9 protein-coding genes and 1 pseudogene are annotated in these 13672 nt (G+C 62.0%); 4 read left to right on the top strand and 6 right to left on the bottom strand.

The features are described from left to right. Positions 1-1181 precede the first annotated feature (1181 nt). On the bottom strand, positions 1182-2081 hold the full coding sequence (locus IVA91_RS09280; RefSeq protein WP_247280279.1) for an alpha/beta hydrolase: 900 nt from the start codon (positions 2079-2081) through the stop codon (positions 1182-1184). Between the two features lie 286 nt (positions 2082-2367). Further along, positions 2368-3183, bottom strand: coding sequence for an MBL fold metallo-hydrolase (locus IVA91_RS09275; protein WP_247280280.1), 816 nt, complete (start codon positions 3181-3183; stop codon positions 2368-2370). A gap of 811 nt (positions 3184-3994) precedes the next feature. Here IVA91_RS09275 and IVA91_RS09270 point away from each other — a divergent pair. The 4 genes and pseudogenes from IVA91_RS09270 (at position 3995) to IVA91_RS09255 (ending at position 11033) form a co-directional block, all read left to right on the top strand. Beyond that, entirely contained in the window at positions 3995-4606 is a 612-nt protein-coding gene (locus IVA91_RS09270) for a phosphotransferase (protein ID WP_247458565.1), read from the top strand. A 66-nt stretch (positions 4607-4672) separates the two neighbouring features. Next, positions 4673-5966, top strand: a pseudogene (locus tag IVA91_RS09265) (IS1182 family transposase); the annotation flags it as partial. Positions 5967-6233: 267 nt separating this feature from the next. Continuing rightward, the gene (locus tag IVA91_RS09260) at positions 6234-9638 is read left to right on the top strand and encodes an AAA family ATPase (protein ID WP_247280282.1); all 3405 of its coding nucleotides are present in this window, start codon (positions 6234-6236) and stop codon (positions 9636-9638) included. Positions 9639-10046: 408 nt separating this feature from the next. Further along, a complete protein-coding gene (locus IVA91_RS09255) occupies positions 10047-11033 on the top strand; it encodes a c-type cytochrome (protein ID WP_247280283.1) in 987 nt (328 codons plus the stop codon). A 461-nt stretch (positions 11034-11494) separates the two neighbouring features. On the opposite strand, the gene IVA91_RS36640 is transcribed toward IVA91_RS09255, so the two are convergent. The 4 genes from IVA91_RS36640 to IVA91_RS09240 form a co-directional block, all read right to left on the bottom strand. After that, positions 11495-11761 carry a substrate-binding domain-containing protein gene (locus IVA91_RS36640; protein ID WP_253075139.1) on the bottom strand — a complete coding sequence of 89 codons (267 nt, stop codon included), beginning with the start codon at positions 11759-11761 and terminating at the stop codon, positions 11495-11497. Further along, positions 11703-12248, bottom strand: a complete 546-nt coding sequence (locus IVA91_RS36635; RefSeq protein ID WP_253075140.1) for a substrate-binding domain-containing protein — start codon at positions 12246-12248, stop codon at positions 11703-11705. Before IVA91_RS36635 ends, IVA91_RS36640 begins: the two co-directional genes overlap by 59 nt. 427 nt (positions 12249-12675) lie before the next feature. Then, the gene (locus IVA91_RS09245) at positions 12676-13041 is read right to left on the bottom strand and encodes a hypothetical protein (RefSeq protein ID WP_247280284.1); all 366 of its coding nucleotides are present in this window, start codon (positions 13039-13041) and stop codon (positions 12676-12678) included. Positions 13042-13104: 63 nt separating this feature from the next. Beyond that, positions 13105-13326 (bottom strand): hypothetical protein, encoded by a 222-nt coding sequence (locus IVA91_RS09240; protein WP_247280285.1) that lies wholly within the window; start codon positions 13324-13326, stop codon positions 13105-13107. Positions 13327-13672 lie beyond the last annotated feature (346 nt).

Below are 13672 nucleotides of genomic sequence, written 5' to 3'. Positions count from 1 at the left end.
AACTTGATTTAGCTCCTCGTTCCGCGGATCTCATCGAGGCCAGCGGCCATGTGCCGCGCGCAAAGGCCGGACATATGACCGCACCGTTCCAATGTGTGAAATCGACTGCAAAAGCTCTTGCCACGCGGGCCGTTCCACATATGGGGGCAAGGTCACACTCAGTGCGGTAATTAGAGCGAACGTATCTGGGAACGTTCCGATGCTGATTGTTTTCCATCCGGCAACATCCGAAACGGACGTCACTGGACCCATCCGTGTCGGGCCGACGGCCGTCGCCTTGAGTATCAACTGCCTATGCAACACATCACGCGCCGAGCATTGAGCGTGAGCGCGGTTCGCAGAGGCGAGAACGCATGCGACACAGAGCAAGAGTGTCGCTCCAGCGACGTCCCCCGTCAGCGCAACCATCCGCCTCATGATGCCCTCCCTCGTGACGCGAGATCGGCAAGCAGTTCATACTGTTCAGCCGCGCACGAGGATGAACCGAGGTCATAGGAAGCGCTTTACAAACGGCTTCCATTCTTCTTACCATCTGCTTACATCCCAGCTCGTTAGGTGCGATCGTGCCGTAGGAGGACGCATTTGCTTTGCTCCGTTTCGATTTTTGCTTTGCTCCTTTTCCGATTTTGCGCTGGATACGAACCGGCGGAGCTGCGGCAGGGAGCCGAGACGATCTCTGTTATGCCGCAGATGCTCGACCTTCAGAAGTATTTGACCCGCAACAGGGAATGCGTCGTCAGTAAGGACGAGCTCATCGCTGGCATTTGGAATGGTCGCGTCGTCTCGGATGCCGCGCTGACTCGCCTCATGCCGCCCCGATCGCAAGCGGCGACACGGGCGAGAAACAGCAGTTGATCAGAACATAGACGCGCAAAGGTTTCCGCTTCGTTGGTACAGTGCAGGATGCCAGACCTACTTTATCGTGGATTTATCGTCTGATCCGTGCGTCCGCTGCGGGTCCAAAGACTGTCCTCGGCAGCCTGCACCAGGGTGGTCCGTTCACCGTCCGGCAGCGGCCGCCGCGCCTATCGCGCAGACAGTCAGCCATGGGCCCAGTACCGGAAGTCGCGCTGCTTCATTCAATCACTTCACCAATGGTGGACGGGGCGAAAGAGAGAGCTAGAGCGCTCCGGTGGTCACCAGACTAAGGCACCTCAGAGCACACGAGCAGCCGCACTTTGTTAGTGGCTCGCGATGAAGGCAACTACGGCTTCGTCATAGGCGTGCGGGGCTTCTCCCGGAACGGTGTGAGATGAGTCGGGAATTTTGACCCGAGTTCGTTGAGGCAGGCATCGTTCCAGTTCGTCCACGATGCGCCGGAAGAACTCGGGACTGCGCTCACCATTCGTTACAAGCGTGGGCGCCGAAATGCGCTTTGCCATGTCACAGGTGAACACCGGACGCGGGCGGGTACTTATCACGTCCGCGACGGAAGACAGCGCATTGTCCGACATCATCTTGCGATCGCTCTCGGACCGCCGGTCGTAGGTGCCGGGTCCGCCCACAGCTTCGGCAAACAGCCGCAGCCCCGCATCGATCTCGCCATTTCGGAACGCGTCCCGTGTGGACGCAAACCGAACGTTCCATTCCTTCAAGATCTCCGCGCCTCCGGGTGCTCCGGCGAGCAAACCTGTGGCCGGGGGTTCATTGATGATCAGCGTTTGCACCATTTCAGGGTGATTGAAAGCGAAGAACAGCGCAGCATGTGCGCCGGCCGAGTGAGCAACTATATGAGCTCGCTTTACGCCGAGCCCGGCCAGGATGGCGGCCAAATCCTCGCCGTGAACGTCTGCGGCGGCATCAGGGAGACCATCCTTGTTCGTTGCGTTCGGAAAGTGGTTCTGCCGGCTATAGGCGATGACACGATAGGTTTTCGCGAACACCGGAACATGCGCATTCCAAAAACGATAGTCCTGAAGTCCGCCGTGCACCAAAACAACGGGATCACCTTGCCCAGCCTCGATATAGGCGAATTGCGTGCCGTTGACGCTCACCTGTTTGACATCAGCTCCGATAGCTGGTGCCAAATGCCAAGGCCAGAGAATGAGGCCGGATATAAGGGCTTTGAGTGCTAAGTGCATGATGACCCCCTGCATCTCAAGGTAGATACAATATCCCGGTGATGTAAGCTCCGCCATGCGACGTTGCGTTGCAGCTATCAATAAACCGCAGGCTTGACAGCCCGAGTCCACGTTGGGTCACAAGCCGTCTTGCCGACACTATCCGTCCTTCTTCCGCTTGCGACCGGAAAGCCGGCGTCCACACGCTCAAGACGAAGGACAGCTAAGGACGAGAACCGGACTCACGCGGCGCAGCAAATTGGCCCGAGCTGATTCAATCATGTCAGTGCTGGATTTTACGCCGGGGTCAAGGTTTGGCGGGTCTTCGGACTTCAACCTTCTCGCCGACGTCGATGACCATCAGATCTTCACCGAGCTCCAAGGGACCGGAGTAAGTCTTCCGCGTTGGTGGAATCAGATCCTGCTCGGTTGCGTTCGGCAGCACGATGTGTGAATACACCGCGAGCTTGGGCGTCGTCCGCGTAAACACATCTCCAGCCTGCTCTGGCGTGACATGGTGGGCGACAACACTTGTCGTTCGCGCTGGTGGAACTCCAACCCGCTGGAACGTCTCAGGCGAGGCGACCTCGTGAATCAAGAGATCAACATTCTGCGCGTGTCGGATGAGATTTTCAGAGGTGCGGGTATCTCCGGAGAGCACGACAGACCGACCTGAATAGTCGATACGATAACCAAACGCGGGCTTCACCGGCGTGTGGTCCACTTCGAACGCGGTGATCTTCACACCGCTGTTCTCATATACGAGCCCCTCGGTGATGTCCTCGGCGAGAATGACTACGCCGTCTGGTGCCGCTCGGTCATCGTAAAGGCGAATCCTGATGTCATATTCGAATGCCTGCTCGAGGAGCGACATCATGCGCTTCGTCCCTCTGGGTCCCCAGACCTGCAGTGGCCGATCCCGGCCCGGCGTAAGCCAACCGGTTAGCCACAGATCCGGGAAGCCGACGACGTGGTCTGAATGCAGGTGGGTGAGAAAGACGCCGTTTACATCCTGCCAGGGAATCTTGATCTGGTTGAGCCGCTGAAGGGCGCCGCGGCCTGCATCGAAAATGAACTTCTGTCCACCCGCTTCGACGAGGATGCTCGGTCCGAACCGATTCATAACGGCCGGAGGGCATCCTGTCCCTAAGAGTGTTACCTTAATTTCTTGTCCTTGCGCCGTCGCCGCTGGGACAACGACGAGGGCAAATAGTGCGATTCCTAGCATTCTCTGAAGACACTTTGAGGCCATACGCTGCCCTCCCGGTCGAAATCAGATGATGTTCTATCTGCTGCCGCTGGTACATCGCGCGGCGTGTCGAAGCCCTATCTCATTCTCCAAGGCTCACACTTTTTCACAGTAGCGACCCCAGGGCAACATGACCGCTAATCGGTTGGTCCGGCTGTGCTCCGGCCCTGCCAGTGCGAGAAGCTGGCAGGGGCGTTCAAGACAGGAGCACGCCATATCTCAGAAACTCAGCACGGCGATCGGGGGCACGAGCCTTCTCGTGTCCAGTCTACCCTCGACAGGCGACTTGCCACGCCCTGCCGCTGTTCGGCTACGGGCCAGAACCGAGCTTGTCTCAAACCGCGCGTCGCTTCGCGATTCTGGCAAACGCTGCGGCCGGGGACAAGCCACGATCATGGCTGACAACTAAGATCGCGGGAGGGTTCTCTTTTGCCCGCCGTTGGTGTTTGGTCGCGACCGGCGGGAGGACGGGCAATGCGGGGAGCCCTCGGAGAGAAGATCAACCAGGGCGGCACAGCGGACATCCACGTCTGGGCGCCCGGTCAGGTCGTAAAACTGTTCAAGGAAGGTTTCCCGCCGCGGCTCATCCAGCAAGAGGTGCGGATGACCGAGGCAGTCTTCGCCGCCGGCGTGCCAGCGCCGGAGGTGTTCGGCGAGGTGAACGCTCGATGGACGCTTCGGCATCGTGCTCGGCCGTCTCGACGGACCGACACTGCTGCAAGTCACGCGCAGCGGCGCCGTCACGTTCGCTCAGGCGGGTGCGATCCTTGCGTCCCTCGGCCTATCCGTACACAGGATGTCGCCGCCAGCGGAGGCCTTCCATCTGCGCGGCTGGATGGACACCGCATTCAGGCACTCGGGCGACGTCGTGCCCAAGCACATCGCCTCCGGCATCCTCGCGCTGATCGACCGCCTGCAGCAGCCGGAGGACGGGCTGTGCCATGGCGACATACACCTCCAAAATGTGATCATGACGGCGGACGGTCCGCGGCTGATCGACTGGACCTTTTCAATCCGCGCGCCAGCGGCCCTCGATCATGGGTTCACTCACATCAGCCTGACCGAGTTTGCCCTCGACGTCACCGACAATCCGCAGCGGCCGCTTGCGGTCAATGCCGCCGCGCAATCTGAATACGCCCGGCTGTCCGGCACGCCGGTAGCGGCGCTGAAGCAAGCGATGGAGGCCTGGCTGCCGATCGCGATCGTCCGCTACTTCCTGCTAATGGGCGGCCCGACAAGTGAGCGATGGAAGCGGATGATGCAGCTCGCCGAAGCGGCCCTGCGCCCGAACGACTGAATCCTTCATCGCGCGCGCGTGGCCGTCGATGCGGCTGCTCAGCGACGGCTTCGGGTTCAGCCACTCGACACGGGGCGCCCCGGCTACCATCCCGGCATGATGCTCAAGATCTACATCTACGGCTACCTCAATCGCGTGCCGTCGAGCCGACGGCTGGAGCGGGAATGCCAGCGCAATATCGAGATGATCTGGTTGACCGGGCAGCTGGCGCCGGACTTCAAGACCATTGCGGACTTCCGCAAGGACAATGGCAAGGCCATTCGTGAGGTCTGTCGCGAGTTCGTCGCACTGTGCCGCAAGCTTGATCTATTCAGTGCAGCAAGCGTCGCCATTGACGGGTCAAAGTCCAAGGCTGTCAATGCGCGGGACAAGAACTTTACCGAGGCCAAGATGAAGCGGCGTCTTGAGCGGATCGATGAGAGCATCGCCCGCTATCTCTCGCAGCTCGAGACCGCTGATCGGCATGGCGACGCGGTGCCGGAGGCGAAGGTTGAGCGGTTAAAGGGCAAGATCAAGAAGCTCAAGGAGGAGATCATCCGGCTCAATGCGATCAACGCGGAGATGATAGAGAGTGAGGACAAGCAGATCTCGCTGACTGATCCTGACGCGCGCTCGATGGCGACAAGTGGCAAGGACACCGGGATCGTTGGCTACAACGTGCAGATTGCAGTTGATACGCGGCATCATCTCATCGTGGCTCACGAGGTGACCAACGTGGGCAGCGATCGACACCAACTCGCCAACATAGCCAGGCAGGCTCGCGACGAGATGGCTGTCGAAACGATCGAAGTCGTGGCAGATCGCGGCTATTACGATGGCGAGGAGATCAGGGCCTGCGAGGAAGCCGACATCACGGTGACGTTGCCGAAGCCGATGACTTCGGGCGCCATGGCTGCTGGCCGATTCGGCAAACAGGACTTCATCTATGTCGCCGCCAATGATGTTTATCGCTGTCCCGCCAGCGAGCGGCTAACTTATCACTATACGAACGTAGAGGACGGAAAGACACTGCGCCGATATTGGACAAGCACCTGCAAGACCTGTACGCTAAGAGCTCAGTGCACGACAGGTCCCGAGCGCCGCATCTCACGCTGGGAGCATGAGGCCGTTCTGGAAAAAGTTCAGGATCGGCTCGACCACAACCCCAATGCAACGGGTGTCCGCCGTCAGACAGCGGAGCATCCGTTCGGCACGATGAAGTTTCGGCACGATGAAGTGTTGGATGGGAGCAACGCACTTTCTCACGAAAAAGCTGCCAAAGGTGGCCGCCGAGATGGCGCTCAACGTGCTCGCCTACAACATGAAGCGCGTGATCATGATTGTAGGCGTAGGCGGATTGCTGGAGGCGATGCAGGCGTGAGGCCGGCCTCTGCGCGACCAAATCGGCGCCTACACGAAGCTCCTGGTTGCCACCGAAATGACAGGAGCTCGATTCCACCGAATTGGAAGCTCGGCGGCCCCGAAATGCGCCGGAGCTCCCCAAGTTGCCGGATTTTCACACGGCCTGGGCCAGAAGCTGCCCTTCCTCCGCAGTCAGCTCATGACGTTTCACCGCGCCCCGCGCGTGCCATTTTGAGGTAGGCTGGAGCATCTAGCGCTCTGAGGACGATCGAGCCGGGAGACGCCCATGGATGTCGCGGCGTGGCTGCGTGATCTGGGGCTGGGACGGTACGAGCAGGCGTTCCGGGAGAACGACATCGACGCCGAGGTCCTCATGGACCTTACGGCCGAGGATCTGATCGGGCTCGGCGTCACCTCGATCGGCCATCGCCGCAAGCTGCTCGCCGCCGTCGCCGCCCTGCGCGCCGGCTCAATTCCGGCGACTATCCCTGTCACGGCCGCACCCGCCGCGGCGTCGGTTGGACCTCAGGCTGAGCGCCGCCAGCTCACGGTGATGTTTGTCGATCTGGCCGACTCAACCGCGCTCGCAGCACGGCTCGATCTGGAGGAAATGGCCGAAGTCCTGCGAGACTATCAGAGCGCGGTGGCGGGCGCGATCGCGCGGTTCGAAGGGCACGTGGCGAAGTACATGGGCGATGGTGTGCTGGCCTATTTCGGCTATCCGCGCGCTCACGAGGATGAGGCCGAACGCGCCGTGCGGGCCGGCCTCGCCGCGGTCGCGGCGGTGCTCGGACTGGGATCGGCGCATGGCGAGAAGCTCGCGGCCCGTGTCGGCATCGCCACCGGCCCGGTGGTTGTCGGCGAGCTGATCGGCGAAGGCGCGGCGCGCGAGGAGACCGTGGTCGGCGACACGCCGAACCTCGCGGCGCGGCTGCAAACCCTGGCCCAGCCGGGCACCGTAGTGATCTCCGCTCGCACCCGGGAGCTCATTGGCGGGCTGTTCGAGCTCGCCGAGCTCGGCATGCAGATCTTGAAGGGCTTTCCCGTTCCGGTGCGGGCGTGGCGCGTGGTCGGCGAAGGCAGCGCCGAGAGCCGGTTCGAGGCGTTGCACGGAACTGGGCTGACGCCGCTTGTCGGTCGGGACAATGAGATCGGCCTGCTGCTCGAGCACTGGGAGCGAGCCAAGGAGGGTGAAGGCCAGGTGGTGCTGCTGGCGGGCGAGCCTGGCATCGGCAAGTCGCGCCTCGTGCGGGCGCTGCGCGGGCGACTTGAGAATGAGCCGCATACGCCCCTGAGCCACTACTGCTCACCGCACCATCAAACCAGCCCGCTCTATCCGGTGATCGGCCTGCTGGAGCGGGCGGCGGGCTTCGCCGCGGACGATCCCGCCGCAACGAGGCTCGACAAGCTCGAGGCGCTGCTTGCGCTGTCGATCGATGATGTCACCGCGGTGGCCCCGCTGCTCGCGGCATTGCTGTCGCTCGAGACGGATGCGCGCTACCCGCCGCTCGACATGAGCCCGCATCGGCAGAAGGAGCGAACGCTCGAGGAGCTGGTCAATCAGGTGCTCGGCCTCGCAGCGCGCCGGCCCGTCCTCGCCCTGTACGAGGACGTGCACTGGGCAGATCCGACCTCGCTCGAGCTGCTCGACCTTTTGGTCGACCGGGTGCAAGGCGCCCCCGTGCTCGTCCTCATCACCTTCCGGCCCGAGTTCGAGCCGCCCTGGACACACTATGCCCATGTCACCGCGCTGACCCTCAGCCGCTTGAGCCGTCGGCAGAGCGCGGCCATGGTTGCGCGGCTGAGCGGCGGCAAGGCGCTGCCGCCTGCGGTGCTCGACCAGATCGTCGCCAAGACGGATGGCGTGCCCCTGTTCGTCGAGGAACTAACGCGGACCGTGCTGGAGGCGAATCTGCTCCGCGATGAGGGCGATCACTACGCGCTCGCGGGGCCACTGCCGCCGATGGCGATCCCAACCACGCTGCAGGAGTCGCTGCTGGCCCGGCTCGACCGGCTGGCCCCGGCGCGTGAGGTGGCCCAGGTCGCGGCCGCAATCGGCCGCGAATTTTCGCACGAACTCCTCGTGATGACGACGGCGCTGCCGGAGAGCGAGCTGCAGGCGGCGTTGGACGACCTCGTCGGCTCGAGCCTGGTGTTCCGGCGCGGGCAGCCGCCTCAGGCGACCTACAACTTCAAGCACGCGCTCGTGCAGGACGCCGCCTATGCGACCCTGGTGCGCGCGAAGCGGCAGCGCTTGCACGCCCGGATCGCCGCCGCGCTCGAGCAGCATCTTCCGGAGACAGTGCAAGCGCAACCCGAACTTCTGGCCCACCATTACATGGAGGCGGGGCTGGCCGAACCGGCGATCGACTATTGGCTGAGGGCGGGACAATCAGAGATCGCGCGCTCGGCCACAGCAGAGGCGATCACGCAACTGACCAAAGGGCTTGAGCTGATCCCTGCTCTCGCCGACGACGCCGCACGATGGCGGCGAGAACTCGAACTGCAGGTCGCCCTCGGTGTCGCCCTGATGGCTGCGAAGGGTTGGGCCGCACCGGAGGTCGGGCGGACCAACGCACGGGCCCGAGATTTGTGCGAGCGCCTCGGCGATACGTTGCGACTTTTTCCTGTTCTCTATGGGGAGTGGGTTTTTCACGTCGTGAGGGCGGAGCTCGAGGCCGGTCGAACTGCAGGCGAGAATTTACTCCGCCGCGCGCAGGAACAGAACGATGCGGCCGCCGAAACCATTGGCAACCGCATCGTCGGAACCGCTGAATTGCTTCGCGGCGAGTTAGTGGCTGCTCGCGCCCATCTGGAGCGGACGCTCGCTATCTACGATCGGGCCGTCCATCGGTCGCTTGCCTTCCTGTTCGCGCAGGATCCAAGCGTGGCGGGACTGTCCGTTCTATCCTGGGGACTATTCGCCCTCGGCTATCCCGAGCAGGCAAAGGCGAGGAGCGAAGAGGCACTGACGGACGCGAAGGAATTGTCCCACCGCAACACCCTCGGCTATGCCCTGCTTTACGGCTGCATCCTGTCGCAGCTCCGCCAGGATCAAGACGAGGCCCGAGATCGGGCGAATGCGCTGATCGCGCTTGCAGCCGAGCAGGATTCCCCACACTTCCTCGGAGCCGGCGTCATCATTCGCGGTTGGACGCTGGGCGAGGCTGGGAATTTTGGGGCTGGTATCGCGCAGATCCGAGAGGGACTTGCGATGTGGCAGGCCACCGGAGCGGGCTTCCTGGTGCCCTATTTCCGAAGCTTGCTTGCTGAAGTCCACGGCCGGTCCGGCGCAGTGGACGAAGGCCTGGATCTTGTTACCGAAGCGCTGGCCCGAGTGGAAGAAACCGGCGAGCGATGGTTCGAGGCCGAGCTGCATCGGATGATGGGCGAGCTGATGCTGCGGCTGCCGAAGGCCGATGCGAGCACCGCGGAAGCACGGTTCGGGCATGCGGCCGCAACCGCGCGCGAGCAACGCGCCAAGTTGTGGGAGTTGCGCGCAGCGACACGCCTTGCACGATTGTGGACCGAACAGGGTCGGCGCGGCGAGGCTCACAACCTGCTTACCCCGCTCTACAGCCAGTTCACCGAGGGTTTTGGAACTCCGGATCTACAGGCCGCCAGAGCAATACTTCAAGAGACCACGGCCAGCTCCGAGCCGAAGAACCCGATCCCAAGTACCAGCAGTTAATTCTGCATACGAGCATCGCAGGTCTCTTGGCCAAATCGCCTTAGACGGCATCTCGCTGGTTTCAGTCGTGGCGTGAAGCCGTGCGCCTCTGAATGACGGCTCCGGGTCAGGAACGTCGAGTGAGTATGCGCGCGACCACGTCCGGTCTACCCGCAAGCAGCAGACACCAAGGCAACCGTCGAGGTCCGACGCTGTGGGCCAAGATCAGTCAAGCCTCTTTCCTCCACCATGTGATCGATGTAGCGTAACTATGGAGCTGCTCAACGGGATGTGCCGAAGTCCCCGTCTATTGTGACGAGCAGCATGTGCCCTCGGCGGGCATCGCATTCTCCACTGATCGCCTTTTTGCAGTGCCGTCCGTGTGTGTTCCGCCGCGGAACACCGCCTGAGAAGCATGAGGGCCTAATCATGAACAGGTTCGAGGGCGCGCTGAAAATCGCTATAACTTTCTTTGCGTCGGCAACAGTTTGCGTGGCGCTATCCATCACGACGGCCACAGCGGGCGACTCGCCGCCACGGTGGGCTTATCCGGAGAACAATCCCAACTACAAGCCGCCGGTCGATGACGGTAACGTTGTGCGTGTGCCGAACAGCACGGCCGGGTATACCTGGAGCCAGCTCCGGGACCGATTCGTCGCACCGATCTGGCACCCGGGCGACCATCGGCCGCTGCCGGACATCGTAGCCAACGGCCGCAAGCCCGACGTGCTCGCCTGCGGGTTTTGTCACCGCGCCGACGGGCCTGGGGGTCCGGAAAACGCTGACCTCGCAGGTCTTCCGAAGAGCTACATCATCCGACAAATGGCTGACTATAAGAGCGGCGTGCGCAGCACCGCCGTCGCTGGCCGTCTGCCGACGAGCTTGATGATCGCCCTTTCCAAGCCGATCACCGATGCGGAAGTGGAAGCAGCGGCGGACTATTTTTCCGGCCTCCAGCCGCGCAAGCGCATCAAGGTGGTCGAGAGCAATACCGCGCCGAAAAGTTACATCGCGGCGTTCCTCTGGGCAGCGGTGGAGGGCGGTGAACGTGAGCCGCTTGGGCAACGCATTCTCGAAATTCCCGACGACCTGCACCGTTTCGAGAGCCGCGATCCCCGCTCGACCTTCACCGCCTATGTGCCGGTCGGCACCATAGCGAAAGGCGAGGCACTGGTGAAAGGCGGGTCGGGAAAGACGGTCGCATGCGCCCCGTGCCACGGGCCGGAGCTCAAGGGTCTCGGGCCGTTGCCGAGCATCGCCGGCCGCTCACCGAGCTACATGTTTCGCCAGCTCTACGATTTCGGGCATGGCGCGCGGAGCGGCGAGTGGAGCCCGCTGATGGCGCAGGTGGTCAACAACCTCGACCAGGACGACATGCTGGCGATCGTAGCCTATCTTGCTTCGCTCGATCCGTAACGCGGGGCGGGGCCGCCGACCTAATTAGGACGCGCCCACGGAAGCAGGGCCGAGGCCAGCTACAAGTCTCTCGCAATGCCGACGATTCAGTCCGGCCGCTTTGGGTCAATCGCGTCGGTTTGGCCGTCTGTCAGCCACTTCCGGTCTACCCCAAACTCCGGAAGTGCCGCTGCATCGCACTGAGTGAAGCGATGGGCCAACAGGGGACCTCCATAACGGGATAAAGGCTGACGCGAAGCGGACATCACGAACTCAAGAGGCGTCGACAATCGTTGAACAGAGCGGGCACTCAGATCACGTCGTCAACGATTTTGCTACAGCTCTCGCATGTTCAATGAATAATTGTGCCAACGGGCCAGGAGTCCGGTTTTTCACCGTGAGAATCGCAATCGCATTAGCCGACATGCGCCAATCCGCTTTGGCAGAATGGAAATCATTGCGCCACGACGCAGCTGATTGCTTCAGCCCGGCGTCATACCTTTGCTCTTGATCACCGATATGGCGTCCGGCGTTTTCAGGTAGTCCACGAGCGCCTTCGCGGCAGCGGCATCCTTCGTGCCTGCACCGAGCGCGGCCGTGAATACGACATCCTGCTGCAAATCAGCGGGGAACGGGCCAACCACGTCGAGGCCCGGCGCCGTCAAGACGTTCATCAGGAACAGCGCGAGTTCAGCCTCGCCCTTGGCGACCACAGCAACGACCTGTGCCGGCGTCGGCTGCGGTTTCATCTTGCCTTTCATCGGTTCGGTGATGCCGAGACGCTCGAATACTTTCGCGATTGAAATAGCCAGTTGCGCTTTCCGGAATCGAGGCGACCGATTCCGCCTTGAGCAAGGCAGCCTTTAACGCCTCGGGCGTGGAGATGTTGGGCTTCGGCGCACCGGCGCGAACCGCGACACCGAGGCCGACACGAGCTATGTCCAGCGTCGGCCCGGCTGCGAAGTGTGATTGCGCGCCGGCGTCCCTCATCACCTCGACCGGCACGACGCCCACATCGAACGGCTTGCCGGAAGTCGCTTCCTTTATCAAGTTCGAGGTGGTGCCGAAGAAGATATCAAGCTTGTGGCCTGAGGTTTGCTCGAACTTCGGCTTGAGACCTGCCCACACCGCTGTCATGGCGCCGCCAGCCAGAACCCTCAACTCAGCTGCGGTCGCAGCCGACGACAGCATTATACCGGCCAAGATGCCCACTGCCGCGAAAGAAACCGTCCTCATGTAACCTCCACAAGCAAATATGAACTGAGCGTTCGACCGCATGTGGACGCTACGCTGTTCTAGGTCCAACGCCTAATGTCTCAGATGGGTCATGAGCGCCGGTCGGCGGCTCCCCCGGTTTCTTCCGGTCTACCTCGATGAGCCGACAACAGGGACGCCGGCCGGACCTGCGCCTTTGGACTAGAAGGCGGCGATGGTTACAGCCAACTCCCGCTCAAGGACCACGGCTCAAGTCTTGCGTGCAATCAGTTTGCAAGGGGCAATGATGGTTCGAGATACACGTAATCATGTTGCTATCTGATCTTGCCGTCTCTCGCCCATCAACGTGTGCAAGCCCAGCGGTCCAGCAACGCCAACGACAAGCGAACGGGCCAGCTCTCAAGTGCCGAGTTGAAGTTGGTGCAGCGGTGCGACGAGGTACGTGGCCTCAACCGAGAGGTCGGGCTTGTCTGAACTGGAAAGTGCTCGGCGTGAACCTCCTGGCCACGGCGCGCGCCTTGCCCTCGGATGTTTCCAACGCAATCTTCTGGGCAAGCATGACATCTCCGATCGGCAGCGCGCCGATCGGCATGAAGCACAGCCCCTCCCGCACGCGGCCTCTATCGTCAATCTCGCACACGTTCACCGATGTCCCGGCGTGGATCCGGTACCGCTTCCCACTTTCGCTTCCGACAACCTCGAAGTAGCCCCTCCTTGCGAACTGCTCCCGCTGCGCGGGCGATAGCCAACGCCGCAAGAGCAGCAGCGACCGCCCCTCTGGTGTGCGCTCGGCGCCGTGCCTGATGAAGAGCATTCGCGCCGCTCTCGTGCGGGACCGGACGCCCGACGCCGACGGCCGAAAGCCGAACATGAGCGGCTAGCCGCCGATCAATCTGGGGAAAAAGAGGGTTTCATCCGCACTGGCGTCGAACGATCGGATCTGCGAGATCTGACCGGGACCCGTCCGGACCGCGGCGGTGAAGCCGGCATTCGTCAGCTCATAGAACCGCTGCTCCGCCTTCGCCACTTCCTGCAGGTCGCGGGGGTTGAAAGGGTGATGGCTGTCGCCGGTGCGGTCCATCACGATCTGAATCGCCATGGTCGTCCTCCTCGGATTGATAATGGCCCAAGGGATCCTATCCAGTATCCGACTAACGTGACGAACTTTCAAGACAAGACCACTTCAATCCGAAGAGCGATCTGCTGCTGACCGCAGAAGACAACCGAGTTCTTGAAGCGTGCCATCATCGACGCGGTCAGCACGAATGCTGTCCGTCGGCCCGCCATCGGGCCGCGACGGCCGGCTTCCTTCCGGCTGAAGCTGATAAGAGTATCCCGAAGGGCCGGCGCGGCTCGCTCAGCCCTTCGAACGCATGCGGATCATGAATGTTTCATATGAATACTCCGCGATCTGCCACCAGAGATTCTCGTCGTTTCGAAAGTCC

This window comes from Bradyrhizobium sp. 153 (assembly GCF_023073835.1).
Classification (GTDB): domain Bacteria; phylum Pseudomonadota; class Alphaproteobacteria; order Rhizobiales; family Xanthobacteraceae; genus Bradyrhizobium.
This window is presented reverse-complemented; position numbering and strand designations above follow the sequence as displayed.